Here is a 24819-nt window from a genome sequence, read left to right on the forward strand (position 1 = left end):
ATGCCCAATTTAGAGGAGCTTTGGGCTTACCTGAATGATAAATTCCGTGAAGAGTTGACCCCAGTCGGCTACAGCACATGGATTCAAACAGCCAAACCCGTTAAATTGACCAAAGATAAACTCGAAATCGAAGTCCCGGCATCGTTGCATAAGGCTTACTGGGAGAAAAATCTGGTCACCAAAGTCGTGGAAGGGGTCTATGAATTTGCCCAGCTGGAAGTCGATCCGGTGATCATGACCAAAGACGAGTTACAGCCGGTCACGACGCACCAGCAACCAGCGACTGCCGATGATGATGATCAACAACTAACTTTTAAGGCGAAAACGCATCTCAATCCGAAATACACGTTTGACCGGTTCGTGATCGGCAAAGGCAACCAAATGGCGCATGCCGCGACGTTAGCGGTTGCCGAAGCTCCCGGCACGACGTATAATCCGCTGTTTATTTATGGTGGCGTCGGTTTGGGCAAGACGCACTTGATGCAGGCTATCGGTAACCTGGTTTTGGAAAATAATCCAGCCGCTAACATTAAATATGTCACCAGCGAGAATTTTGCCAACGACTTCATTAACTCGATTCAAACCAAGCAGCAGGAGCAATTTCGTCAGGAGTATCGCAATGTTGACCTGCTGTTGGTTGATGATATCCAGTTTTTTGGTGACAAAGAAGCCACGCAGGAAGAATTCTTCCATACGTTTAACACGCTGTACGAAAATATGAAGCAGATCGTACTCACAAGCGATCGCCTGCCAAACGAAATTCCTAAGCTGCAGGAGCGGCTGGTGTCGCGGTTTAACAAAGGCTTGTCCGTTGACGTGACGCCGCCTGATCTCGAAACCCGCATTGCCATCTTGCGCAATAAAGCCGATGCCGAAGATCTCAGCATTCCTGATGACACGCTTTCTTACATTGCCGGCCAAATTGAAAGTAACGTGCGTGATTTGGAAGGGGCTTTGGTGCGTGTCCAGGCTTTTTCTACTATGAAAAATGAAGATATCACGACCAGCCTGGCCGCCGATGCGTTAAAGGCGCTCAAACTCGATGATCGCAGCGGGCAACTGACCATTGCGCAGATACTGGACGCTGTCGCCAAGCATTTTCAGGTCACCGTGCAGGATCTAAAAGGTAAGAAACGGGTCAAGCAAATTGTGATTCCCCGCCAGATCGCGATGTATCTGGCGCGAGAAATGACCGATAATAGTTTGCCGAAAATCGGCCAGGAAATTGGCGGTAAAGATCACACCACGGTCATCCACGCGCACGAAAAAATTATGTCGGCAATGACGACGAATGAAGATCTTAAAGCCCAAGTCGTCGAACTGCGAAATATTCTTAAAAATCGCGGATAATCCACTTGTGGACAACTGCGAAAACCCACCCGGTTTGTCCCTTACACTTATCCACAGGTGCATAACTTTTCCGGCTGTTGTTTCTCAAAGTTTTCCACAGTTTGAACACGGCCTATTACTATTACTTAAAAAGCTTTATATTATATATATAAATAAACGTACGGGAGGCTCTTATGAAATTTACGATTACCCGATCCACATTCTTGAAAACCTTGAATGACGTTGCCCGGGCTATTTCAACCAAAACCACGATTCCGATCCTGACTGGTTTAAAAATCGTCCTCACTGATACGGGACTGGTACTCACCGGTAGTGATGCCGATATTTCGATCGAATCACGTATCAATATTGCTGATGAGAACAACGATCTTCAAATCGATAGCACCGGAGAAATCGTGTTGCCTGCACGTTTCTTTAGTGAAATCGTCAAGCGGTTGCCGGAAGACAAAATGACCTTGGAAGTCAAAGATAATTTCCAAACCGTCATTACCTCTGGTGCTTCCGAATTTACGATTAACGGCATGGACGCTAATAACTATCCCCGGTTACCGGAAATTACCGCTGATGAAGCGTTGACCGTCCCAGCTGAAGTGCTGCGCCAGTTGATCAATCAAACAGTTATCGCCGTTTCTAATCAAGAAAGCCGACCGATTTTGACGGGTGTGCATTTCACGATTATGGGCGATCAGTTGGTGGCTGTTGCGACTGATTCGCATCGGTTAGCGCAACGAACCCTGACATTGCCGAGTGCAAGTACCACCAATTACGACATCATTATTCCCGGTAAGAGCCTCACCGAATTGAGTCGGATGCTGAGCGAGGATGTCGAAAAAATCGAAATCCGGATTGCCGAAAATCAGGTTTTGTTCGTTTTCGGTCAAACCGCCTTTTATTCCCGGTTGCTTGAAGGCAATTACCCGGATACGAGCCGCCTGATTCCAACGTCGAGCAATACGCAAGTCGAATTCGACGCGCCGGTCCTGTTGGCATCCATTCAGCGTGCTAGCTTGCTGAGTCACGCAAGCAGCAATAACGTGGTTCGGTTAGTGCTCAACATTGCGGATCAAAAAGCCACGATTTACGGCAATTCGCCTGATGTCGGGAATGTCGAAGAAGTCCTTACCTTTAATAAGTTGACCGGCGAGGATCTCGAAATCTCCTTCAATCCTGACTACATGAAGGACGCGCTCCAAGGCTTTGGCCAAACCGCCATCGAAGTTGACTTCACCGCCCCGTTGCGCCCATTCACCTTGGTACCGACGGAAGACAAGGAAAAGTTCATCCAACTTATTACGCCAGTGCGGACGTTCTAAAGCGCGACGGAGCAACTATAAGTACCGAGCATAAAGAGGCTGAGTCATAATTCATAGCCACAATAAAGGACGAACATACTCTGCAGTGATTAGAGGGTATGTTCGCTTTTTTATTTTCCTGAGGTAGTCCGGTGGAATTATTTTAGATATGAGTGCCAAGGCGGAGCAATCGTAGGCCAGAGGGGGCTCAGCTGTGAAATTGTACTAGCCGGGCGATCTTCCCGGCGTAGTACAAGGCCTAGCTTTGAGACTCAGCGGGCTTTGCTGAGGCTCAAAGTCGTGCCCACAGCGTTCCAGCCCCCTCTGGCCGGAGATTGCGGAGTTTGGCGCGGCAAGAAACTTATTGCCTAAAACTTTTTAATCGTTCGGAATTTACTAATCTGTTAACGTTCGTACAAAATTATGCTTCATCCTCTTTTTTCAGCAAAGTTCACCGCCATTACGTCATTTATAAACAAGCCCTCCATAACTAAGCATCCTTAAAAATGGCTTTAGGCTAGGCTAAAAACAGTAGAATTGAAAATTTGGCTGTTTTTGGGCTTTTTAAGGGTTTTTAGTCTAGGTGGGCGTCTTGGTGTTAAATTGGCTCAGAGCCGCTTAAATGCCCGTTTAGAATTGTTTTTTAATGTACAAAAGGGTATAATTGTTATGTGTTCATCTGCGGCAAAGCGCGATTTGATGCGATTTGCCGGTACTTTTCGGATTGGAGGGCGACGACGATGACAACCATCAAAATCACGACCGCATTTTTGACATTGGGTCAGTTTCTGAAAGAAGCCGGTCTCATTGATAGCGGTGGTGCAGCTAAGTGGTATCTAGGCGAGAATCCGGTAACCGTTAACGGTGAAGCCGAAAACCGTCGTGGCCGGAAATTATATCCGGATGATCAGATTGAAGTTGCCGGTCAGACTTATGTGATCGTGAGCGCATGAAGCTGGACCATTTGACATTAAAGAATTATCGCAATTATGCCACCGTCGATACGGATTTTTCTCCGGAAATCAATGTCCTGATAGGCGAGAATGCGCAAGGCAAGACCAACTTGCTTGAAGCGATTTACGTCTTGGCATTGGCCCGCAGCCACCGAACCAATAGTGACAAAGATTTAATTCGGTTTGGCAGCGATTTTGCGCGGGTTTCCGGACGGATTTCCCGGCAGAGCGGCACCCATCAGTTGGAGCTTGTCATCAGTCATCAAGGCAAACGGGCCCGAATTGATCGGATCGAACAATCGAAACTGTCGCAATACTTAGGACATTTCAATGTCATTTTGTTTGCCCCTGAGGACTTGGCGATCGTTAAGGGAAGCCCGGCTGGCCGGCGTCGATTTATCGACATGGAGTTTGGCCAGATGAGCTCGAAATATCTCTATAACCTGAGCCAATACAAAACGTTCCTCAAGCAGCGCAACGCCTACTTAAAGCAGCTAAAGTACCATCAGGCCAAAAATCTTGTGTATTTGGATGTTTTGACGGATTCGTTAGCTGCCTTTGGGGCCGAGTTGATTACCGCGCGTGCCGAGTTATTGCAAACCATGTCGGGCTATGCTGCGGCGGTTCAGCAGGATATTACCAAAGGACGCGAAATGTTGCGCTTTTCGTACCAGACCCAGGTTGATGCGGAGGCGCAACAAAATAGTGAGGCGGCATATGCGGCGTTGGGTGCGTTGTTTGCGAAGCAGCAAGCACGCGAAATCGAACAGGGAACCAGCCTAGTCGGGCCGCACCGCGATGATGTTGCCTTCATTGTGAATGACAAGAATGTTGCCGATTTTGGTAGTCAGGGACAGCAGCGTACCACGGCTTTGGCGGTCAAGTTGGCAGAAATCGATTTAATGAAAGATCAGACTGGCGAGTATCCGGTTTTGTTGCTGGACGACGTTTTGTCTGAACTTGATGCGATGCGCCAGACGCACTTGCTTAAAGCCATCCAGAGCAAAGTCCAGACGTTTCTGACGACTACCAGTCTGGATGGCATTCAAAAAGAAATCATCACGGCACCAGCTATTTTCCGGGCGCAGGATGGGGTTTTGTCTAAACAAGCGTAGGTTTGCTGTGTCGGGAAACGTGTTTTTAAGGAGGATAACCAGTGAGGGACAAGAAAGAATCGGCCGAAGAGAAGAAAGAAGAGCTGGCAGCAGAATATGATGCCAGTCAAATTCAAGTGCTTTCAGGTCTGGAAGCGGTTCGGAAGCGGCCAGGGATGTATATTGGCTCCACAAGCAGCCAAGGCCTGCATCATTTGGTTTGGGAAATTATCGATAACGGGATTGATGAAACGTTGGCCGGGTTTGCGACTCAAATCGAAGTCGAAGTCAATCCGGACAATAGTGTCACCGTGACAGATAATGGTCGCGGGATTCCGGTCGATATTCAGGCGAAAACCGGTCGGCCGGCACTGGAGACCGTTTATACGGTTTTGCATGCCGGCGGTAAATTCGGCGGTGGCGGGTATAAGGTGTCCGGCGGGTTGCACGGTGTCGGCGCTTCTGTTGTCAACGCCTTGTCGACGAATCTGGACGTGACGGTTAGTCGCGGCGGCAAGCGGTATTACATTGATTTTGTTCGCGGTAAGGTTAATACCCCAATGAAGGTGATCGGCACTGCGCCGGAACATGAACACGGGACCAAAGTTCATTTCCTGCCAGATCCGGATATTTTCACCGAAACAACGACGTTTGATGATAAAGTGCTGACCACCCGGATTCGCGAGTTAGCGTTCCTGAATAAGGGCCTTAAGCTGACGTTTACCGATAAACGCGCAGCAACTCACGAGAAGCTGGTCTTTCACTATGAAGGCGGGCTGAAATCCTACGTCGACTTTTTGACGGAGAAAAAGGAAAACCTGCTGCAAGAGCCGATTTATGTGGAAGGTCAGGATAAGGGCATCACGGTAGAAGTGGCGTTGCAATACACCAACGACTATCACAGCACCTTGCTGACATTCGCCAATAATATCCACACCTATGAAGGCGGGACGCATGAAACCGGGTTTAAAACGGCGCTGACCCGCGTCATCAACGATTATGCCCGGCGTTCCGGAGCATTGAAGGACAGCGATGATCCACTTAGCGGTGACGATGTTCGCGAAGGATTAACGGCAGTTGTCTCAGTCAAGCACCCTGATCCGCAGTTTGAAGGCCAGACCAAGACCAAGCTGGGCAACTCGGATGCGCGGACGGTGGTGGACCGGACATTTTCCGATCATTTTAACAAGTTTCTGATGGAACACCCGGCTGATGGCAAGTTGATCATTGATAAAGCCATGCTTGCCAGCAAAGCCCGTCTCGCTGCCAAACGCGCCCGTGAAGTCACCCGCAAGAAGAGTGGCTTGGAAATCTCTAACTTGCCCGGCAAACTGGCGGACAATACCAGTAAGGATCCGGAAATCTCGGAATTGTTCATTGTCGAAGGGGATTCCGCCGGTGGCTCGGCTAAATCCGGCCGTAGCCGCTTGACACAGGCGATCTTACCGATTCGCGGGAAGATCCTGAATGTTGAAAAGGCGTCGATGGAACGGATTTTGGCCAATGAAGAAATCCGCACGCTGTTTACTGCGATGGGCACCGGATTCGGTCAGGATTTTGACATCAGCAAAGCGCGGTATCACAAGCTGATTATCATGACCGATGCCGATGTCGATGGGGCGCATATCCGCACCTTGTTGCTGACGTTGATTTATCGCTACATGCGGCCAGTGCTTGATGCCGGCTACGTTTATATCGCGCAGCCGCCGTTGTATCGCTTGCGGCAGGGTAAGATGATGCGTTACATCGATTCCGATGAAGAGTTGCAGGATATTCTCGGGCAACTGCCGCCAAGTCCGAAGCCGGATATTCAACGGTACAAAGGGCTGGGTGAAATGGATGCCAGTCAGCTCTGGGAGACAACCATGGATCCGGATACGCGGCGCCTGTTACGGGTATCGCCAAAAGACGCGGAAGAAGCCGATGGCATTTTTGAAATGCTGATGGGCGACCATGTTGAACCGCGGCGGAAATTCATTGAAGAAAACGCGGTCTTCGTTGACCCGAATAATATTGATGTGTAATTGACCGATTGACGGATAGCAAACCGGTCGGATATGAGAACTTTTGAGAGGAGACTTTTCGCTTAATGGATGATCGCCAAGAAAGCCGGATTACGAATGTGAATCTCGGCGAAACAATGCGTAAATCATTCCTTGAATACGCGATGAGTGTCATTGTGGCGCGGGCCTTGCCTGACGTCCGCGATGGCCTCAAGCCGGTTCAACGCCGGATTCTGTATGGCATGAATGAACTCGGAGTGACGCCGGATAAACCGTATAAGAAGAGTGCGCGGATTGTCGGGGATGTCATGGGGAAATACCATCCGCATGGTGACAGCTCGATTTATGAAGGACTCGTGCGGATGGCGCAGGATTTCAGCTACCGATATATGCTGGTTGATGGCCACGGGAATTTTGGGTCGGTCGACGGTGACGGTGCCGCTGCGATGCGGTATACCGAAGCCCGAATGAGTAAAATCGCCGTTGAAATGTTGCGCGATATCAATAAAGACACGATTGATTTTCAGGACAACTATGATGGCACCGAAAAAGAGCCGGTTGTTTTGCCGGCACGGTTCCCAAACTTACTGGTGAACGGCGCTACCGGTATTGCGGTCGGGATGACCACCAATATTCCCCCGCATAATCTGTCCGAAACCATTTCCGCTTTGCACGTGCTGATGGACAATCCGGACGCGACTACGGCTGACTTAATGCAGGCGCTGCCGGGACCTGATTTTCCGACAGGCGGCGTGGTCATGGGCAAGTCGGGCATTCGCCATGCGTATGAAACCGGCCGCGGAACCATTGTGCTGCGTGGGAAAGTCGATGTTCAGACCGAAAAATCCGGCCGCGAACGAATCGTCATTACGGAAATTCCGTACATGGTCAATAAGGCCAAAATGGTGGAACGGATTGCCGATCTGGTTCACGAAAAGAAGATTGATGGCATTGTCACGTTGCGGGATGAATCTGACCGTGACGGGATGCGGATCGTCATTGATGTCCGGCGGGATGCCAGTGCTTCGGTGATCCTGAACAATCTGTACAAGCTAACACCGTTGCAGACCGGTTTTTCATTTAACATGGTCGCGATTGTCAACGGTGCGCCGAAGCTGCTGAGCTTAAAACAGATCCTACAATATTACCTGGATCATCAGGAAAATGTCATTCGCCGGCGGACACAATATGAACTGAAGAAAGCCAAGGCCCGCGAGCACATTCTCGAAGGCTTGCGGATTGCGCTTGATCATATTGACGAAATCATCACGATCATCCGCAGTTCCGAAACCGGAGACAAGGCCAAAGTCATCTTGATGGACAAGTTCAATTTGTCCGACAAACAAAGCCAAGCCATTTTGGACATGCGGCTGGTTCGCTTGACCGGTCTGGAACGTGACAAGGTTGAAAACGAATATAAAGATGTTGAAGCAGCAATTGCGGATTACACCGATATTCTTGCCAAACCTGAACGGGTTCACCAGATCATTTACGATGAATTGCTGGATATTCAAAAGAAATTCGGCGACAAGCGGCGGACAGAGTTGTTGGTCGGCGAAGTATTGAGCCTTGAAGACGAAGATCTGATTGAACAGGAAGATGTCGTGATCACGTTGAGTCATAACGGTTACGTCAAACGCCTGGCAACCAGCGAGTTTAAGGCGCAAAATCGTGGCGGCCGCGGGATTCAAGGCATGAACGTTCATGATGACGACTTTGTTGAACGTCTGATCTCAACCTCGACCCATGACGTGCTGCTATTCTTCACCAACAAAGGGAAGGTCTATCGTAGTAAAGGCTACGAAATTCCGGAATACAGCCGGACGGCAAAAGGCATTCCGATCATCAACCTGCTTGGTGTCGGCGCTGGCGAAAAGATTCAAACCGTCATCAATGTCCACGAAGGTCAAAAAGATGACCGGTACCTATTCTTCGTCACGCAAAATGGTGTCGTTAAACGCACGCCGGTCAAAGAATTTGCCAACATTCGCAGCAATGGCCTGATCGCGTTGAATCTGAAAGATCATGACGAGCTCAATAATGTCATTTTGACATCAGGTCAGGATAATATCCTGATCGGCACACATCTGGGTTACAGTGTGGCCTTCAAGGAACAGGATGTGCGCTCGATGGGTCGATCAGCCACAGGGGTACGCGGCATTCGCCTGCGTGACCATGATTACGTTGTCGGCTCCGACATTCTCAAACCGGATTCCGAAGTCTTCGTGATTTCCGAAAAGGGTTACGGGAAGCGCACTGCCGCGAAGGAATACCCAATCAAGGGCCGTGGCGGTAAAGGTATCAAGACTGCTAACATTACTGAAAAGAACGGCCCACTTGCCGGTGTGACGACCGTTGACGGGACTGAGGATATTCTGGTCATGACCGATTCTGGCGTCATGATTCGCTTCAATATCCAAAGCGTCTCGCAGACAGGCCGCGCAACGCTGGGTGTCCGGTTAATTCGGGTAGACGATGATGCCAAGGTCGCAACGATGGCTAAGGTTGAACCGGAAACCGATGATCCGGAAGATGACAACAAGCCAGACCAGCCAACCGATCCACAAGCCGGACCGACTGATCCTGATTCAAAGCAGCAACCAGCTGACGGACAATACGCAGGCAATGCCGACGAGCAGGTCAACAAACTGCTGGATCGCGCTGAGACCGATCAGCCTGCATCTGATGCTAATAGCGATGACGAGGACTAAACACGCCTGAGTCATTGTGAGGAATACCGTTCAATCCTGCCCGGATGATGGGTGAATTGAGCGGTATTTTATTTTTGTTGCAAAAATAAGGGAACATGCCATCAAGTGCAAAACTTTTTGCGTAATGTATAGCCGACAGCGAAAATAGCGCGATGAGATGGAGGGTGGCATATGCTAAATTGTGTGAGTTTGACGGGTCGGCTGACGAAGGAACCAGAGGTGTTTAAAACAGCAGCTGATTTGGATCTGGTTCGCTTTACGCTGGCTGTGGATCGGGTTTTTAAGAACAAAACCGGACAACGCGAAACGGATTTTATCGAGTGCGTGATTTTTGGCAAACGGGCGTTGACGTTTGCCAGCTCAACAACGAAAGGGTCGCTCATTGGCGTTGCCGGGCGCATCAGTAACAATCATTTTGAAAATAAACAAGGTGAACAGCGGTGGCGGACGTCGGTGGACCGGCACATTGCAGGCAACCGGCACTGATGGGATGCCAGCAGGTGATCCGTCAGCCTCACCGGAGCTGGCTACGGATGATTTACCATTTTAGCAGTAGTATTCGGAGCGAATCTATGCTACAATTTTACTTCGTGAGTATCCGGCTATTTTTGTAGCCTTATTACTCCTTGCTCCGGCAAACGACCGGGGCCTAAAGTCCATAAGGAGGTGAATCGTCATGGCTGAAACCAAGTATGAAGTAACTTACATCATTCGTCCTGATTTAGACGATGCTGCAAAGACTGATTTGGTTGAACGTTTTGACAATATTTTGAAGGAAAATGGTGCCAGCATCATTGATTCCAAGGATTGGCAAAAGCGTAAGCTCGCATATGAGATCAACAAGTATAACGAAGGTCTCTATCATATCGTGAACTTGTCCGCAGAAGATGACAAAGCGATCAATGAATTTGACCGTCTTGCCAAGATTAATAATGATATTCTGCGTCACATGATCGTGAAGCGAGAAGACTAATTGTAACTTTTTGAAAGGGGCGCTACGGCATGCTTAACAGTGTTGCATTGACAGGTCGTTTAACCAGAGATGTTGACTTGCGCTATACGCAAAGCGGTACAGCTGTCGGTTCATTCACTTTGGCCGTTGATCGCCAGTTCCGCAGTGCAAACGGTGAACGGGAAACCGACTTTATCAATTGTGTGATCTGGCGTAAGTCAGCGGAGAATTTCGCAAACTTCACCAAGAAAGGCTCACTGGTCGGGATTGAAGGACACATTCAGACGCGTTCTTACGATAATGCGCAAGGGCAGAAAGTCTATGTGACCGAAGTCGTCGTTGAGAACTTTGCATTGCTGGAATCACGGGCAACGACACAACAACGGCCGTCCGAACCTGCGAATCCCGCTGGCCAAGGCAACCAGAATTATGGCGGTGGGCAGCAGTTTGGTAATAACCAGCAGCCGCAAAACCCACCTAGCTTTGGTTCCCAAAGCGCCCCGAACAATGCACCATCATCGAATCCGGGCCAAAACCCGGCAGCAGGTCAAAGCCAAGGCAACAATGGCAATACTGCTAATCCCGATCCTTTTGCCAATAATGGTAAACCGATCGATATTTCCGATGATGATCTGCCATTCTAATGTGTGACTAGGGTCATGCTTAGCGAAGACATTGGTTCGTAAGGAAGCAATGTCGACTTGGAATCTTTGATAGAGAAGGAGGAATTCTCATGGCACAACAACGCCGTGGTGGCCGTCGTCGTCGTAAAGTCGACTTCATCGCCGCTAACCACATCGAATACATCGATTATAAAGACACGAACTTGTTGGATCGGTTTATCTCAGAACGAGGCAAGATTTTGCCACGTCGGGTAACCGGCACCAGCGCTAAGAACCAACGTAAGCTGACGATCGCAATCAAGCGAGCGCGGATTATGGGTCTTCTGCCGTTTGTTTCGGAAGACTAATATCGGTATTTAAAAAGGATGTTTCTGCTAATCGCGGCAGAAACATCCTTTTTTTGTGCTCGTCAGTCAGCACCGTTAATTACTTTAATTGCGCCAACATTGCCTTATTGAATTCCGGCAAGTCATCAGGTGTCCGGCTTGTCACCAAGTTATGATCAACGACGACCGGTTCATTTTTAACGATGGCCCCTGCATAGTAAAGATCCGGGCGAACCGTTGTGTAGGCGGTCATGGTGCGGCCCTTGGTCAAGCCTGTCTGGATGAAGAATTGCGGCCCGTGGCAGATCGCAAAGACTGGCTTGTCGGCCAACAGGAAGGCTTTGACGAAATTAACAAAGCGATCGTCAGCCCGAAGTTCATCTGGCGAAAAGCCGCCTGGAAGCAGTAAGCCGTCAAAATCATCCGGTTTGACATCGGTAATCGTGGTGTCGATCGTTGCCGTTGCGCCATGTTTACCGGTAATTTGCTTCCCAGCTTGCGTTTCAATCAAAGTGACGTCATGGCCCTGATCCTTTAACGCTTTGACGGGTGAGGTTAATTCCGCATCCTCGAAGTTATCGGTAACCAGAACAGCAATTTTTGCCATTTTAAAAGCCCCTTTCAGCATGTATTACTATTCTAGTTTAACGGTTTAAAAGTGTTGATGCAAAGGATTAAAATCCTAATTTTGTGTGAACTATCCAGGATTATGGATGAACAACTCTATAAGTTTCAAGAAAATGAGCGGCCGTATCAGAGTCATATTAACAGCAGTCCCTCGTTATTTTGGCAAACAAACGGAGGCGTGCTAACCCGCTGACTAGTAACTTATGTTAACGTTAGCTAATGCGAACAAAATCACAAGCTTATCGTTATATAAAATTTTGATTTTGTTTTACAATGACGATGATCAGAAGAGCAAAACGAACTTATATCAGGGGTTTGATTATCAGAGGTGATCAAAATGGGGCTCACATTAGCCGCGATCCTGTTGGCTGTCACGAACTTATCGCGAATGCAGTTTGCGGTGACCGCCATTACGCACTTTCTATTTGTGACAACCACCATCGGGATGTTGCTGACGACCATGATTTTTGAATTTTTATATGCCTATGGTCGGGGCGACACTGAAAAATACGGCCGTTTAACGCTATTCTTTAGCCGCATCTTCTTCTTCAGTTTTGGTACCGGGGTTGTGACCGGTTTGATTATGGAATTTCAATTCGGCATGAACTGGTCGGCCTTTACCCGCTTGATGGGCGATGTTTCTGGTGTACCGTTAGCCATTGAAAGTATGATTTCGTTCTTCATTGAATTGACTATCATCGGTTTGTGGCGGTTTACTTGGGGTAAATTGCCAAAACGCGCCCACGCTTGGCTAGGCGTTGGGATGTTGGGGGCATCACTGTTTTCCGTCGTTTGGATTATTGCGATTAATGCCTTTATGCAAAATCCTTATGGCTTCCACTTGGAAAATGGCCGTGCCCGTTTGGACAGTTTGATTACGTTGTTACAGAATCCACAGTACCGGCCGGAATTTTTACACGTTTTATTTGCAATTCTGATCACCGGCGGGTTTGTGACAGCCGGCATCTCGGCCTGGCAGATTCTGCATAAGCGCGATACGGCAGCGTTTAAAATTGCCGTTCAAATCGGCTTACTGATCGCGTTGCCAGCGGCCTTCCTACAGCCTGCACAAGGTGACGATCAAGGTGCCGCAACTGCCGCACTGCAGCCGATGAAGTTCACGGCAATTGAAGGACGCTATGATTTGGAAGGGAGTGCCACAACCGGTGCGCCTTGGGCAATGGCGGCGCTGATCAATGAAAAGGATCACACGACCAAAGCTATTTCGATTCCGAACATGGGCACGTATTTTGGTAAAAACACGTTTACCGGTGCGATGCCTGGCATGAATCAAGTGGCCAAAATGTATCATGCAAAGTTTGATAAGACCGTTGCCAAATCCTATGACGGCCAGATGAATTACTATCCGCCAGTAACGCTGCTGTTCTGGACCATGCATCTGATGGTTTATGCAGGCTACTTCTTCACCATGTTCGCGTTGTTTGCAACAATTATGCTGCATCGGCGTGAGTCAACGATTGAGGAGCATCCAAAGACGCTGCGGACGTTGGGCTGGACGTTATGGCTTCCGTACCTGACGTTTACTTCAGGCTGGATTGTTGCTGAAGTCGGTCGCTATCCGTTTGTTGTCTACGGCTTGCTGACACAGTATGATGCGGTTTCGCCAAGTTTGACGGCGACCGAGGCGGGTACGAGTCTTGCCTTGTTCTTCATTGCCGACGTCTTCTTGGTAAGCACCATGATTTATATCTCGCATCGTACCGTCACCCGTGGCTTGCCACAGATTACCGGTGATTATCCGGAAGACCGGACCATTCCAGATCCGTTTGCAAAGGAGGCGTTCAGCCATGCCTAGTCTTTCCAATTTGCAAGTCATTTTCCTCGGCATCATTTCTACCGAGCTGATGTTGTTCTTCGTCCTTGATGGCGCCGATTTTGGTGCGGGAATGGCAACGTTCTTTGTGGGCGATGATTTGTCGCGGCGTCAACAGATTATGAAAGTAACCGGGCCGGTGTGGGGCGGCAATGAAACTTGGGCTGTTACCGCATTTGCCGTCATGTTTGCTGCTTATCCTGGCTGGTATTCGGCATTGACCTCGGGCTATTATCCGTTGATTTTCCTGATGCTGTTCTTCTTGATTTTCCGCGGCGTCGCGTTTGATTATCGCAATCAATGGCATAGCCGACACTATAATCAGTTCTGGGACTGGGCGTTGTTTATCGGCAGTCTGATGCCACCGTTCCTGCTCGGCATCGTCTTTAGCTCCACGGTCAGCGGCGTGCCGATTCGTAACGGGTTTGTCTATGCCAGCATGGGTGACATCCTGACACCGTTCAGCATCTTAGGCGGTATTTTAGCGGTCTTGCTGAGTCTTAATGTCGGCTTGACCCGGGTGATCAAAAAAGTCAGTGCCAATGTTGCTGAGCAACTAACCGTGGCACTGAAACGCACAACCTGGGCACTTTATGCGGCGGTTGTCCTGTTTGCCGCCCTGTTGCCGTTCTATACCCGGTTTTTCACCAATCGGCCAGTCATCGTCTCGTTACTGCTGATCTTGTTGGTTGCGTTCCTTGGGGTTGAGACTTGGTCCATTGCCAACCACCATCCGCGTGTGACGTTCTGGCTCAGTGTTGGCACGATGGCCAGCTTCATTTACACCATTTTCCTCGGCGTCTTTCCAACGCTGATTGTCGGTCGGGCGCGAGGCACCTCAGTCACCGCCTTAACCGCAACCAGCGGCCCGGTTTCACTACTTTGGACTGCATGGCTGTTTGGCTTCACGATCATCTTGATGGTCGGCTTACAGGCAACCGCCTATCACCTGATCAATAAGTATTACAACGCACCGGCATCGCCAATGATTTAGGCTATAACGCGTTCGCTGGCGCAGGAGCCTGTGTATAAGAACCTTGGTCGCAATGGTCAAAGCCCGACCATCTCGCCCAAGGCCACTTATACTCCGGCTCCTGAACGCGCCAGCTCACGCTCAGCAAAAGGGAGTGTGTACTATGAAAAAAATCTGGATCAATATTTTCTGGGGCCTGCTAGTCGTTGGCTTCTGGCTCTACCAAGTCTTCTGGCCGGTATTCTGGAACCCGATCAGTAAGTTTTACGGCAATGTCGCTTTGTACACCATTGCGCTCATCGCTTTGGGATTTGCGATTCGGGCAACCTTGAAGGGATATGGCCGGCAGAAGGCTTGAGAATTAAATTTTGAATAGTCAAAAGGACGCTTGAGGTTCACGCAGTTATGTATGTGCGAATTCGAGTGTCTTTTTTTGATGTAAGGTGCGGGATGCCGAGATGCTTATTGAGTTTATCATCAGACGACGTGAGCTGTTTATTCAGATATAGTAGCTACAAGTTTTTAAGGTTGAATGATTTCGACCAAGAGTAAAGTCTAAGATTTTGCCTTAGTATAGGTGCTGATGTCGTAAAAAGGTTCATTTGAGTCAAAAATATTGAGAAAAACGACGTTAATTGGCCAAAAGTCGACGTTTATTTTTTTTATGACAAAAGATTTTAATCTGTGGTTATACTAAAAAAGTAAAGTCGACTTTGCAAAAAATTGAGAGTTTCCCCAAAATGTATAAAATTGTCAACGCGCATTTTAGAATCAAGTTAGCCACTGTCTCAAAATTTTTTGGACAATAAAAAACATCAAGAACAGATATCCTGTATCATTGAAGTTCCTACACAAACAATGGAAGAGGATATTGTCTTGATGCAGAAACAGGATAGCACACACCGCCAAAAAGGTCAGCACTTAACATCACTCGAGCGCGGAAAAGTGGCCGGATTCCGCCAAGCTGGGAAGTCCAATCGTTGGATTGCTGCTGAAATTGGCGTCTGCCCGCAGACCATTAATAATGAAATCAAGCGAGGTACAGTAGATCAGGTCAAGAAGAGTAATGGCAAGCGCGTCTACCATCGACAATACCTGCCAGAGGCTGCTCAGGCACGTTACGAGACTGCACGCTTGAGCTGCCATCGTCCTGACAAGTTCGCCAGCGTACAGGTCTTCTTAGCCTGGTACGTACAGCGAGCTAAGCAGGACAAATGGTCGCCGGATGCTTCAATCGGCTATGCCAAGCGACACAAGCTGTTTACTCCTGAAGAGCTTGTTTGTGCCTCGACTTTGTACCAGTACATTGACGACCAACGCCTAGAGATTCGAAATATCGACCTGTTGGAGAAGACTAAGCGGAAGACCTCTCACCAGCACCACACCAAGGCTAAGCGCCTGGCTGGCCGCAGTATCGAGGAACGGCCTAAGGTCGTTGAACGACGCAGGCAGTTCGGTCACTGGGAGATGGATACCATTGTCGGTAAACGCAATGGCAAGGAGAGCGTCATCTTGACTCTGATTGAGCGCAAGACCCGTTGCCAACTTCTCCGCTTGATCGAAGGACGAGATGCAGACTCTGTGAGCTATGCATTGCGTGGAATCAAGCGCGAATGGGGAGCTTGCATCAAGACCATCACAGCCGACAACGGACCCGAGTTCACCGCCTTAAATACTGCTTTTGCTGGGACGGAAACTGAGATCTTCTACGCCCATCCTTACACGTCCTGCGACCGTGGCACCAACGAGGCACATAACCGGATGATCCGCCAGGACTTCCCTAAGGGCATGTCCCTAGATGACATTAGCCCTAGTCAAGTGCAGGCCACGCAAGACCGCTTGAATCAGTTGCCTCGCAAACAACAGGGCTACTGCACACCCCAGCAAAACTTTGAGGCCGAAGCTCGGCGCGTTCGCCGCATGGCCCAGTAGTCTCTCTAGCGCCACAACTTCTATTTGATAACGGCCTGTTCTGGGATTGTCCTCAACGACTGGCTAACTTGTTCTTGCAATTTACGCAGATTTTTTGTTTCTGTGCTTGAACGAACACTTTTAATCTAACATAATGTCATTAAATGAACAACGTGTTGAATTTATGAGCAGACCAGCGGCACATACTCAGCTCAATGCGATTGTAGGAGGTTTTTTAATATTGGCATATATCCAAGTCAAACATGAATCCAAACGTTACAAAATGGGTGAAACCACCATTACCGCCAATCAGGATATCAACTTTACCGCGGATCAAGGCAAGCTGACGGTCATCCTTGGCCCCAGCGGTGCGGGCAAGTCGACGCTGCTGAATATTTTAGGCGGGATGGATTCGCCCACAGAAGGGGAGGTCTGGATTGACGGGACTGACATTGCGACGTTTTCCGATAAGCAACTCACGGCTTTTCGGCGGCACAATGTCGGTTTTGTTTTTCAATTTTACAATCTAATCCCGAACCTGACGACTAAGCAAAACGTTGAGCTGGCTGGGTCCATTGTGAAGGATGCGTTGGATCCGACCACAGTGTTGCAGCAAGTTGGTTTAGGCGCGCGGCTGGACAATTTTCCTTCGCAGCTTTCCGGCGGCGAGCAGCAGCGGGTGGCCATTGCCCGCGCCTTGGCGAAGAATCCGAAGCTGCTGCTGTGTGACGAACCAACTGGCGCGCTGGATTACAAGACCGGCAAGCAAGTGCTGCAACTGTTACAGGATGCCAGCCGCAAAGATCATAAAACCGTTTTGATCATCACCCACAACGCTGCGATTGCCAAAATGGCTGATCGGGTGATCGAAATCAATGATGCGCAGGTCCGCAGCATTCATGACGAAGCCGCACCAACGCCAGTCGCAGACATTGAGTGGTAGGTGATCAGTTTGAAACCATTAACAAAAAATCTTTGGCGAAACATTCGCGATTCATTGGGCCGATTCATCGCAATTGTTATCATCATTATGCTTGGCGTTCTTTTATTTGTCGGGGTCAAAGCGACCGGGCCAGCGCTCAAGGACTCCTTGAACACGACCGTTAAAGCCGATCATCTCGCTGACAGCCAGCTCCTGGCAACCACTGGCGTCACCAAAGCCCAGGTCAAGGCAGCACCAATCGGTTAGCGGCACTCAGGCAGAAGCCGTCAAGTTCAAATACGCAATTGGTGGAAAGGCCAGCGATGTCGTCGCCTTGTATGACTACCGAAAAACGGCCACGATTAATCGCCTCCACCTGACCAGCGGCCACTTGCCGACCCACCATAACGAAATCGTGCTAGATTCAGTCGCCAAAAAAAGCGGCTACAAACTAGGACAACATTACACCTTCGCCCGCAGCAGCGGTCTCAACCGGCGAACCTACACGATCACTGGCTTCGCGGACTCGCCGGCCTACATTGAAGACACCAGCCGCGGATCCGCAAATATCGGGGATGGCACGGTACGGTATTTTGCCTATATCCCTGATCAGCAAATGAACATGCCTCTCGCCTCGCAATTGAACATCCGCTTCCCGGGATTACAAAAGCGCGACACGTTCAGTTCATTTTACAAAGATGCGGTTGCCGCCAAAATGAAACAAGTCAAACACCGCGTCAAAGTCCAGGCACAAAAAGATTTGCAAACCATGATCGAAGCCAAAATTGTGCAGGCGGCCACTCAAAAGGCCACTGCCCAGGCGACTGCGGCCGGCATGCCGGCCAGTGCCGCTGCCACCACTGCGCAGGCAGCTGTTCAAAAGCAACAAGCGACTTTGAAAAAACAAGCCGACACCCGTGCGCAGAAGCAACTGACAACCAGCCTCACTTGGCAAACGCGGAGCGACCTGCCAGGATTCGGTGACTACGGCGGATCAGCGGATCGAATTGCCGCAATTGCCAACGTGTTCCCGGTATTCTTTTTCCTCGTGGCTGCCCTCATCACCTTTACAACCGTTAGCCGCATGGTTGAAGAAGCCCGCGCGCAAATCGGCACGTTTAAAGCACTCGGCTACGGTAAATGGGCCATTGCCCGGAATTACCTTGCTTATGCGGCGCTGGCCGGGTTGTTTGGCGGAATCATCGGCGTTTTTGCCGGCAATCTCAGCATTCCGCGGATCGTTTTGAGTTTGTATAAAAACTACATCCCGCTCAAACAAATCGTGACGCTGCAATGGCCGCTCATCGCCTTGTCGATCGGGCTAGCCTTAATTGCCACGTTAGGCGCCGCCATCATCGTTGTCCGAAACGAATTAACCGAAAAACCAGCAGCCTTGATGCGTCCGCGGGCCCCTAAATCCGCCAAACGCATTTTACTTGAACGGATCACCCCGTTATGGTCACGGCTTTCGTTTAATCAAAAAGTCAGTTACCGCAACCTGTTCCGGTATAAATCACGGCTCATCATGACCATTCTTGGCATTGCCGGCGGAACGGCCTTGATTCTCACCGGCTTTGGTATCAAGGATTCCATCACCGCCACGGGCACCTTGCAATACGACGATGTGGTGCATTACCAAGCGATTGCGCGTTTGGCGGATGGCAAAACCCCTGCGGCAGCGCGCACCGTCTTGAAGAAAAGTAACGCCTATCGCAGCGCTGGTACTGTCAGCAGTGCAGTTGGTAAACTTAGCGCCAATGGCCACCAAATCAGTGACGTTAATCTTTTTGCCCCATCAAGCGGCACCACCCTCGAGCCCTACGTCAGTCTTCGCTCAACCAAAACCAACCAAAAACTGACGCTGCCACACTCCGGCATCGTTATTACCAGCAAAGTGGCCAAATCACTTAAAGTCGGGACTGGCGATCGCTTAAAAATCACCACAACGGATGGCAAGAAACATAGCTTTAAGATTAAAGGTATCGCCAAAAACTATGTCGGGCATTTCGCCTATCTCGCAAATGCCAGCTATCGGCAGCTTGCCGGTCAGCACACAACGCCCAACGCTTTGCTCGTCCGCTTACGACCGCAAACCACTAAGCAAAACGATCGGCTAGCCAAGCGTCTTCTGAACCACCATGCGATTGTCGGCATCAGCTTCACCACAACGGCGAAAAAGACGCTGAACAATATGAGCAGCATGCTCGATCCGATTGTCCTGATCTTCATTCTCTTGAGTGCCGTTTTATCCTTCGTGGTCCTGTACAACCTGAACAATATCAACGTTTCCGAACGCATTCGGGAGTTGTCCACGATCAAGGTGCTGGGGTTCTTCGATCGTGAAGTCACCATGTACATCAGTCGCGAAAGCATCGTGCAGACCATTGTCGGGATTCTATTCGGCTATGGGTTAGGTAACCTTTTAACGGCGTATATTTTGCAACAGGCAGAAACTGCCGACGTCGTTTTCCCACTGACCATCAGTTTCACCGGCTACCTCACTGCCACGCTGCTGATGATCGGGTTCACCGCCATTGTCACTTGGCTCACCCACCGGCGCCTTCAGCGGGTTGACATGGTCGAGGCCCTTAAATCCAACGAATAACTTACAATTTTGTCATGCAGTCGCAGCGCGCGGCTGCTTTTTTTCATCCAAAATTCACCAAAACTGCCGAATAAAAACCTAAAATCACGTAAATTTGACCGCCAGATGAAGATTGAGAACAACTCCTAACAATTCTGTAATGGTGACGTAACATTGACACGGTAAAGTAGCCTTTAGTTAATTAATTAAGGGTGAGGTCAAAATGAAATTCAATAAAGCTATGATTACATTGGTTGCCGCAGTTACCTTAGCAGGTTCTGCCAGCGCCGTAACACCGGTTTTCGCTGACACAAGTGCCAGCATCGCTTCTAACAAAAGCGAAACGAACGATTTATTAAAACAAATCGAAGCAGCCAACACTGAGGTCATCAATCTTAACAAACAGATTGACGATAAGAATTCGCAAATCAGTGATGCCACAGCCAAGATCAGTGCAACCGATGCCCAGATCAAATCATTGAGCGGCCAAATCACGGCTGCCCAAAAGAACGTGACGGCACGGAAGAACAACTTGAAAGACCAACTGATTTCCCTTCAAAAGAAGGCTGGCAGCTCGGTTAGCGGCAATGTCTACATCGACTTCGTGTTGAACTCACAAAGTCTTTCGGACTTGATCGCCCGCACCATGACCGTTGGCAAACTCAGCCAAGCCAGCAAGGAAGCGCTGGACGCTGTGACCGTTGCCAAGGACAAACTGGCAGGACTGAAGAACCAACAGGAAACAGCGCGTCAGACGTTGGTTTCAACCAAGTCATCGCTTGAAACCCAGAAGTCTCAGTTGGTTACCTTGCAAAAGACAGCTAGCGACAAGCAAGATGCCTTGAACAAGCAAATCAATGACCACCGTGACGAATTAGTTGCTTTGCAAAGCCAGTTCGCACAGGAACAGGAAAAGACCGCTGCGGCAACCCAGGCTGCTTTGAAGACGGTCGCTGCATCAACCGGTTCTGCATCAAGCAAGAGTGCCGAAAGCAGCAGTTCAACAACTAAGGCTGCTTCAAGCCAAAGCACCCTCTCCACAACCAGCACCTCTTCCAACAGCGGTGCCTCATCATCCGTCATCAGCAACACCACCGCTTCAGGTAGCGGCAGCCATGCTGATTACAGTACTTCAGGCAACACTTATCCTTGGGGTCAATGCACCTGGTACGTTAAGTCTGTCGCTTCATGGGCAGGCAATGGCTGGGGCAACGGCGCTGAATGGGGCGCTTCCGCTGCAGCTGCAGGCTTCACGGTTAACCACACACCGGCAGCCGGCTCAATCATTGTCTTCGCTGCTGGCCAATCAGTTGGCGGCCAATGGACTGCTGATGGTCAATATGGTCACGTTGCTTACGTTCAATCCGTTTCCGGCGACAGCGTCACCATTTCCCAAGGCGGCATGGGCTTCAGCTCACCAACCGGCCCGAACACCCAGACCATCTCTGGCGCAAGCAGCTACACTTATATCCACCGGTAATTTTACCCACCCTTAATCACGTCTTGGGATCCCATTTTCGGATACCAACCTAAAAATACCGCGGGAACCAAAAGAAGCCTCGGAATCTTTGCAAGTGCATAGATTCCGAGGCTTCTTTTTATGGTTGCTATGAGAACTGCCGTGGATTCAGCACAACAGTTAATGACACGGCGGCTGTCTAGATGTTTAAAACCCTAGCAATCGCACGCCACATCGCATGTGTCACAATCATCAAGATAGAAACTGTTGGCGCGACTCACCGTTACAAAATCGCCAATGTCCCAATTTTCCCGTTCGGCTATTTCATTCACGATGACGCCAAACCGTTGGCGGAACTTGTAGATATAGCAGAAAATCGCGTCTTGGTGGCGAACGTCCGGACCGACAACAAACACGTTTTTGGCGCGGATCGATTCATCAACGTCACTTAACTTAATCTCGCCATCAACACTTTCGAAAAGTTCCGGCCATAATTTTAGCGGGCCCGGGTTGAATCCCGTACACAGGATCGGTTTGTAAGGCGTCGTGATGGTCCGGCCGTCGGTAAACCACAGCTGATACTGTGATGGAGAATCGCTGGTCACCGTTTTTAAGGTTGCATTTTGTTGTAAGGTGATCCGATCCGCAACTGCTGGCGGCAAATCCAAGAACCGGCGCCGGGTGTATGGAGCCAGGCGGATGCTGGGATCAGGTGAAGCAGCGTTTAAGCCGGTCGATTCCGTGATCATCAGAACTTTATGCCCGAGCGTGGCCAGATTGATCGCAGCATCCACGCCGCTTTCATTGCCACCGATGACAATTTGGGTTTCCCCTGGCAAATCCTGCCAGGAATGCACCTGCTGATAGTGAATGACATTTTCAGGGTGATCGGTTAACTTCGGAAAAGCAAATTGCCCGACTGCCATAATCAAATATTTACTTTCAACGACACCGTGATCAGTCTCAATGGTATAGCTGTCGGCATTGGCCGTAATGGCGCCAACACGTGTATGTTCAGCAATCGGTAACGTATAAGTCTCTGCCACCAGCTTCAAATAATCGGTAAACTGAGGCCCGCTAAGATGTTCGGTTCCCAGCGTATATGCCGGCGACGTCTCCATGGTAACGGCATTTAAGTCCGGCATGCCGAAACCATTACTGGTAAATGATGGCGTGATGAATCGGGTTTCTTTTGGCCAGTTGCGAAAACTTTCGCCAATTTCACCTTGCTCCAAAATCTGAAATTCCTGACAGCCTAATTGTTTCAAGATGACGCCAACGCCAATTCCGGCTGCTCCGCCACCAATAATCGTAATTTGATTCATATATTCATTTCTCCTTACATCATTCCAGACGCTTACTATCACGCACCATTAATCGATTCAGGCCGGTTTCACTCACATGTGCCGCGGCCTGAGCCAAAATGGTGCCGACAACGGTCAACCCGACCGCCACTAAGACCGCCAACAGCTCCACGCCAGCGAAACGGACACCATCCTGGCGCGTCACCATTCGCGCCACCATCAGACCGATAACACCAGTCAGGCCGCCAACAGCATTAATCGCAAAAGAATCAACTGCATCGTAGAATCTTTTAGCATGTTGCATCTGCACGACCGCCGTCTGACATAGCCCGCCGGAAACAACGGCGACCACGGCCATGGTGCCTGCACCGACATAGCCGACCAAAGCCGTACTCGTTACCAATCCGCATAAAATGCCATTCAGTAAGTCACCTAAGCTCACCGATTGCGTTCGCCAATACGTCAACCAGCACCATCCGGCAATCGCCGCCAAAACCGCAATGAGCGTTTTGACCAGCACCTGCAAAGCCTGGGCATTCAGGCCACCCACCGGCGCTAAATTAAAGCCCAACCAGCCCACCAGTATCATGATCGTTGCGGCGTAATCCGTACGAAAATCATTCGCCACAACCGCCTCACGACTGCGGGTCAACGACTTTGCCAAGACAAGACTGGTCAGCCCCGCCGTCAGATGCACGACAATACCGCCGGAAAAATCCAGTGCACCCAGTCGCTGCAACCAACCGCCATCCGACCATAGCCAGTGCGCCAGCGGGCAATAAACCAACGCCGTCCAAACCGGCACAAAAATCACCAAGTAACGGCCATGTTTAAAGCCAACAACGGTCCCGATCAACATGGCGATCGCATATAAGTAAAAATCCATCTGCACCAACCCATTCAGCAAATCCGCAAAACGGTTAATCTGTAACAGATTGGTGCCAAATGCCAGGTAATTACCAAACACCAACCAGCAGCCGATCGCCACCATCAACGCAACGCTCATGGTTAAAAGTGCCGGCTGCTGCCGCGAGCGCGGTAACATACCCACGTATAACAACGGTACGCTAAAGATCATCGGCAGCATGATCAGGAAACAGACAAGTGCAAACATAAATGACCCCCCTTGTAAACTTTCATCAGCTTGAAAATCAGGCTGAGCAAGCGTTAGTGACCCTTTGCTATTCAGTTGTCTATGACCGCTTCTACCTATAGACATGCGGTCAGTATGCGTAGCTATTTTTGAAGCTACCTACCTCGCTTTCTAAAACGTAACCATTACGATTAAGAAGCGACTGTTACCTTATCATTTGTTGGTTAGTGGTGTCAACTGATATTTTTGGCAAAAAAAGACGACACCTCTGCTAAAAGTGTCGCCCTGCTGCCAGTCTGTTTTCAAAAATAAATGGTGTGCGCTAGGCCCAGTTATCCCTGGTCACAAACGTTCCTTTCTCGAGAAATGGCAAACCGCTATTTCTCCTACGGTGTTAACAACCCAAATAAGTGGCATGATCGTCAATATATTCAACATTGCCTGTCTGAAGGTATCGCCGATTAACATTCGGAAAAGGACATTTATCAGGCAGCAAATTGACCAAAAAATGAGCTTAAGAACCATACCAAATAGCGCCCCCAAACAATATAAGCAGCGTCTTTTTTAGACCATTGCTTCTTACTTCACGTTTCCCAAGCAGAAATTCATCTATATTTCTTCGAATAGAAATAATAGACCAGACCGAGACCAGTTCCAAGAAGCAAGCAAATCAAGATTAGAACGGGATTGAACCAATTGTTAGGGTTTGTGTTAACATTTGTGTTCAAATAGACCGCAACGGCGTAGACTGCGGCAACGCCCAGAACAGATTTAGGTTTTGGTGTCATGGGGTTTCTCCTTGTACGAT

General features: G+C 49.4%; 18 protein-coding genes and 2 pseudogenes. 17 read left to right on the plus strand and 3 right to left on the minus strand.

The genetic code is table 11. The features are described 5' to 3' along the window. The 10 genes and pseudogenes from dnaA to rpsR all read left to right on the plus strand — a co-directional run bounded on the left by dnaA (window position 1) and on the right by rpsR (window position 11325). Window positions 1–1350 (plus strand): chromosomal replication initiator protein DnaA, encoded by a 1350-nt coding sequence (gene dnaA, locus LBCZ_RS00005; RefSeq protein WP_025013650.1) that lies wholly within the window; start codon window positions 1–3, stop codon window positions 1348–1350. Window positions 1351–1523: 173 nt separating this feature from the next. Beyond that, a complete protein-coding gene (dnaN, locus tag LBCZ_RS00010; protein ID WP_039639777.1) occupies window positions 1524–2663 on the plus strand; it encodes a DNA polymerase III subunit beta in 1140 nt (379 codons plus the stop codon). Window positions 2664–3382: 719 nt separating this feature from the next. Beyond that, entirely contained in the window at window positions 3383–3595 is a 213-nt protein-coding gene (yaaA, locus tag LBCZ_RS00015; RefSeq protein ID WP_025013651.1) for a S4 domain-containing protein YaaA, read from the plus strand. Further along, a complete protein-coding gene (gene recF / locus LBCZ_RS00020) occupies window positions 3592–4710 on the plus strand; it encodes a DNA replication/repair protein RecF (RefSeq protein WP_039639775.1) in 1119 nt (372 codons plus the stop codon). The genes yaaA and recF overlap by 4 nt, the downstream gene beginning before the upstream one ends. 41 nt (window positions 4711–4751) lie before the next feature. Further along, window positions 4752–6713 (plus strand): DNA topoisomerase (ATP-hydrolyzing) subunit B, encoded by a 1962-nt coding sequence (gene gyrB / locus LBCZ_RS00025; protein WP_025013652.1) that lies wholly within the window; start codon window positions 4752–4754, stop codon window positions 6711–6713. 65 nt (window positions 6714–6778) lie between these two features. Continuing rightward, the gene (gyrA, locus tag LBCZ_RS00030) at window positions 6779–9403 is read left to right on the plus strand and encodes a DNA gyrase subunit A (RefSeq protein ID WP_039639773.1); all 2625 of its coding nucleotides are present in this window, start codon (window positions 6779–6781) and stop codon (window positions 9401–9403) included. 171 nt (window positions 9404–9574) lie between these two features. Continuing rightward, window positions 9575–9953: pseudogene (locus tag LBCZ_RS00035) on the plus strand (single-stranded DNA-binding protein). A 126-nt stretch (window positions 9954–10079) separates the two neighbouring features. Then, a complete protein-coding gene (gene rpsF, locus LBCZ_RS00040) occupies window positions 10080–10376 on the plus strand; it encodes a 30S ribosomal protein S6 (protein ID WP_010490297.1) in 297 nt (98 codons plus the stop codon). A gap of 29 nt (window positions 10377–10405) precedes the next feature. After that, window positions 10406–10999: a single-stranded DNA-binding protein gene (gene ssb / locus LBCZ_RS00045; protein WP_025013653.1), complete on the plus strand. Its 594-nt coding sequence runs from the start codon at window positions 10406–10408 to the stop codon at window positions 10997–10999. 89 nt (window positions 11000–11088) lie between these two features. Next, window positions 11089–11325 (plus strand): 30S ribosomal protein S18, encoded by a 237-nt coding sequence (rpsR, locus tag LBCZ_RS00050; RefSeq protein ID WP_003568467.1) that lies wholly within the window; start codon window positions 11089–11091, stop codon window positions 11323–11325. A gap of 79 nt (window positions 11326–11404) precedes the next feature. On the opposite strand, the gene LBCZ_RS00055 is transcribed toward rpsR, so the two are convergent. Beyond that, complete coding sequence (locus tag LBCZ_RS00055; protein WP_025013654.1) at window positions 11405–11911, minus strand: type 1 glutamine amidotransferase domain-containing protein; 507 nt, start codon at window positions 11909–11911, stop codon at window positions 11405–11407. 357 nt (window positions 11912–12268) lie between these two features. On the opposite strand from LBCZ_RS00055, the gene LBCZ_RS00060 reads away from it, so the two are divergent. The 7 genes and pseudogenes from LBCZ_RS00060 to LBCZ_RS00090 all read left to right on the plus strand — a co-directional run bounded on the left by LBCZ_RS00060 (window position 12269) and on the right by LBCZ_RS00090 (window position 21635). Then, a complete protein-coding gene (locus tag LBCZ_RS00060; RefSeq protein ID WP_025013655.1) occupies window positions 12269–13747 on the plus strand; it encodes a cytochrome ubiquinol oxidase subunit I in 1479 nt (492 codons plus the stop codon). Then, a complete protein-coding gene (gene cydB, locus LBCZ_RS00065; protein ID WP_039639770.1) occupies window positions 13740–14759 on the plus strand; it encodes a cytochrome d ubiquinol oxidase subunit II in 1020 nt (339 codons plus the stop codon). The genes LBCZ_RS00060 and cydB overlap by 8 nt, the downstream gene beginning before the upstream one ends. Before the next feature lie 142 nt (window positions 14760–14901). After that, window positions 14902–15096: a hypothetical protein gene (locus LBCZ_RS00070; RefSeq protein WP_010490250.1), complete on the plus strand. Its 195-nt coding sequence runs from the start codon at window positions 14902–14904 to the stop codon at window positions 15094–15096. 521 nt (window positions 15097–15617) lie between these two features. Next, window positions 15618–16670: an IS30 family transposase gene (locus tag LBCZ_RS00075; protein ID WP_010620018.1), complete on the plus strand. Its 1053-nt coding sequence runs from the start codon at window positions 15618–15620 to the stop codon at window positions 16668–16670. Window positions 16671–16890: 220 nt separating this feature from the next. After that, window positions 16891–17592 (plus strand): ABC transporter ATP-binding protein, encoded by a 702-nt coding sequence (locus tag LBCZ_RS00080; protein ID WP_025013826.1) that lies wholly within the window; start codon window positions 16891–16893, stop codon window positions 17590–17592. A 9-nt stretch (window positions 17593–17601) separates the two neighbouring features. Further along, window positions 17602–20176 (plus strand): annotated as a pseudogene (locus LBCZ_RS00085) (ABC transporter permease). 202 nt (window positions 20177–20378) lie between these two features. Continuing rightward, complete coding sequence (locus LBCZ_RS00090) at window positions 20379–21635, plus strand: cell wall hydrolase P40 (RefSeq protein WP_025013825.1); 1257 nt, start codon at window positions 20379–20381, stop codon at window positions 21633–21635. 194 nt (window positions 21636–21829) lie between these two features. Here the strand turns inward: LBCZ_RS00090 and LBCZ_RS00095 are convergent, their stop codons facing one another. Next, complete coding sequence (locus LBCZ_RS00095; protein WP_025013824.1) at window positions 21830–22939, minus strand: NAD(P)/FAD-dependent oxidoreductase; 1110 nt, start codon at window positions 22937–22939, stop codon at window positions 21830–21832. A gap of 19 nt (window positions 22940–22958) precedes the next feature. Beyond that, on the minus strand, window positions 22959–24032 hold the full coding sequence (locus tag LBCZ_RS00100) for an ammonium transporter (RefSeq protein ID WP_025013823.1): 1074 nt from the start codon (window positions 24030–24032) through the stop codon (window positions 22959–22961). Window positions 24033–24819: the final 787 nt, after the last annotated feature.

This window comes from Lacticaseibacillus casei DSM 20011 = JCM 1134 = ATCC 393 (genome assembly GCF_000829055.1).
GTDB lineage: Bacteria > Bacillota > Bacilli > Lactobacillales > Lactobacillaceae > Lacticaseibacillus > Lacticaseibacillus casei.

What these genes read in the sequence shown, in the direction of transcription:
- dnaA (WP_025013650.1), top strand. Translation starts at nt 1, where the DNA reads ATGCCCAATTTAGAGGAGCTTTGGGCTTACCTGAATGATAAATTCCGT.
- dnaN (WP_039639777.1), top strand. Translation starts at nt 1,524, where the DNA reads ATGAAATTTACGATTACCCGATCCACATTCTTGAAAACCTTGAATGAC.
- yaaA (WP_025013651.1), top strand. Translation starts at nt 3,383, where the DNA reads ATGACAACCATCAAAATCACGACCGCATTTTTGACATTGGGTCAGTTT.
- recF (WP_039639775.1), top strand. Translation starts at nt 3,592, where the DNA reads ATGAAGCTGGACCATTTGACATTAAAGAATTATCGCAATTATGCCACC.
- gyrA (WP_039639773.1), top strand. Translation starts at nt 6,779, where the DNA reads ATGGATGATCGCCAAGAAAGCCGGATTACGAATGTGAATCTCGGCGAA.
- rpsF (WP_010490297.1), top strand. Translation starts at nt 10,080, where the DNA reads ATGGCTGAAACCAAGTATGAAGTAACTTACATCATTCGTCCTGATTTA.
- ssb (WP_025013653.1), top strand. Translation starts at nt 10,406, where the DNA reads ATGCTTAACAGTGTTGCATTGACAGGTCGTTTAACCAGAGATGTTGAC.
- rpsR (WP_003568467.1), top strand. Translation starts at nt 11,089, where the DNA reads ATGGCACAACAACGCCGTGGTGGCCGTCGTCGTCGTAAAGTCGACTTC.
- LBCZ_RS00055 (WP_025013654.1), bottom strand. Translation starts at nt 11,911, where the DNA reads ATGGCAAAAATTGCTGTTCTGGTTACCGATAACTTCGAGGATGCGGAA.
- LBCZ_RS00060 (WP_025013655.1), top strand. Translation starts at nt 12,269, where the DNA reads ATGGGGCTCACATTAGCCGCGATCCTGTTGGCTGTCACGAACTTATCG.
- cydB (WP_039639770.1), top strand. Translation starts at nt 13,740, where the DNA reads ATGCCTAGTCTTTCCAATTTGCAAGTCATTTTCCTCGGCATCATTTCT.
- LBCZ_RS00070 (WP_010490250.1), top strand. Translation starts at nt 14,902, where the DNA reads ATGAAAAAAATCTGGATCAATATTTTCTGGGGCCTGCTAGTCGTTGGC.
- LBCZ_RS00075 (WP_010620018.1), top strand. Translation starts at nt 15,618, where the DNA reads ATGCAGAAACAGGATAGCACACACCGCCAAAAAGGTCAGCACTTAACA.
- LBCZ_RS00090 (WP_025013825.1), top strand. Translation starts at nt 20,379, where the DNA reads ATGAAATTCAATAAAGCTATGATTACATTGGTTGCCGCAGTTACCTTA.
- LBCZ_RS00095 (WP_025013824.1), bottom strand. Translation starts at nt 22,939, where the DNA reads ATGAATCAAATTACGATTATTGGTGGCGGAGCAGCCGGAATTGGCGTT.
- LBCZ_RS00100 (WP_025013823.1), bottom strand. Translation starts at nt 24,032, where the DNA reads ATGTTTGCACTTGTCTGTTTCCTGATCATGCTGCCGATGATCTTTAGC.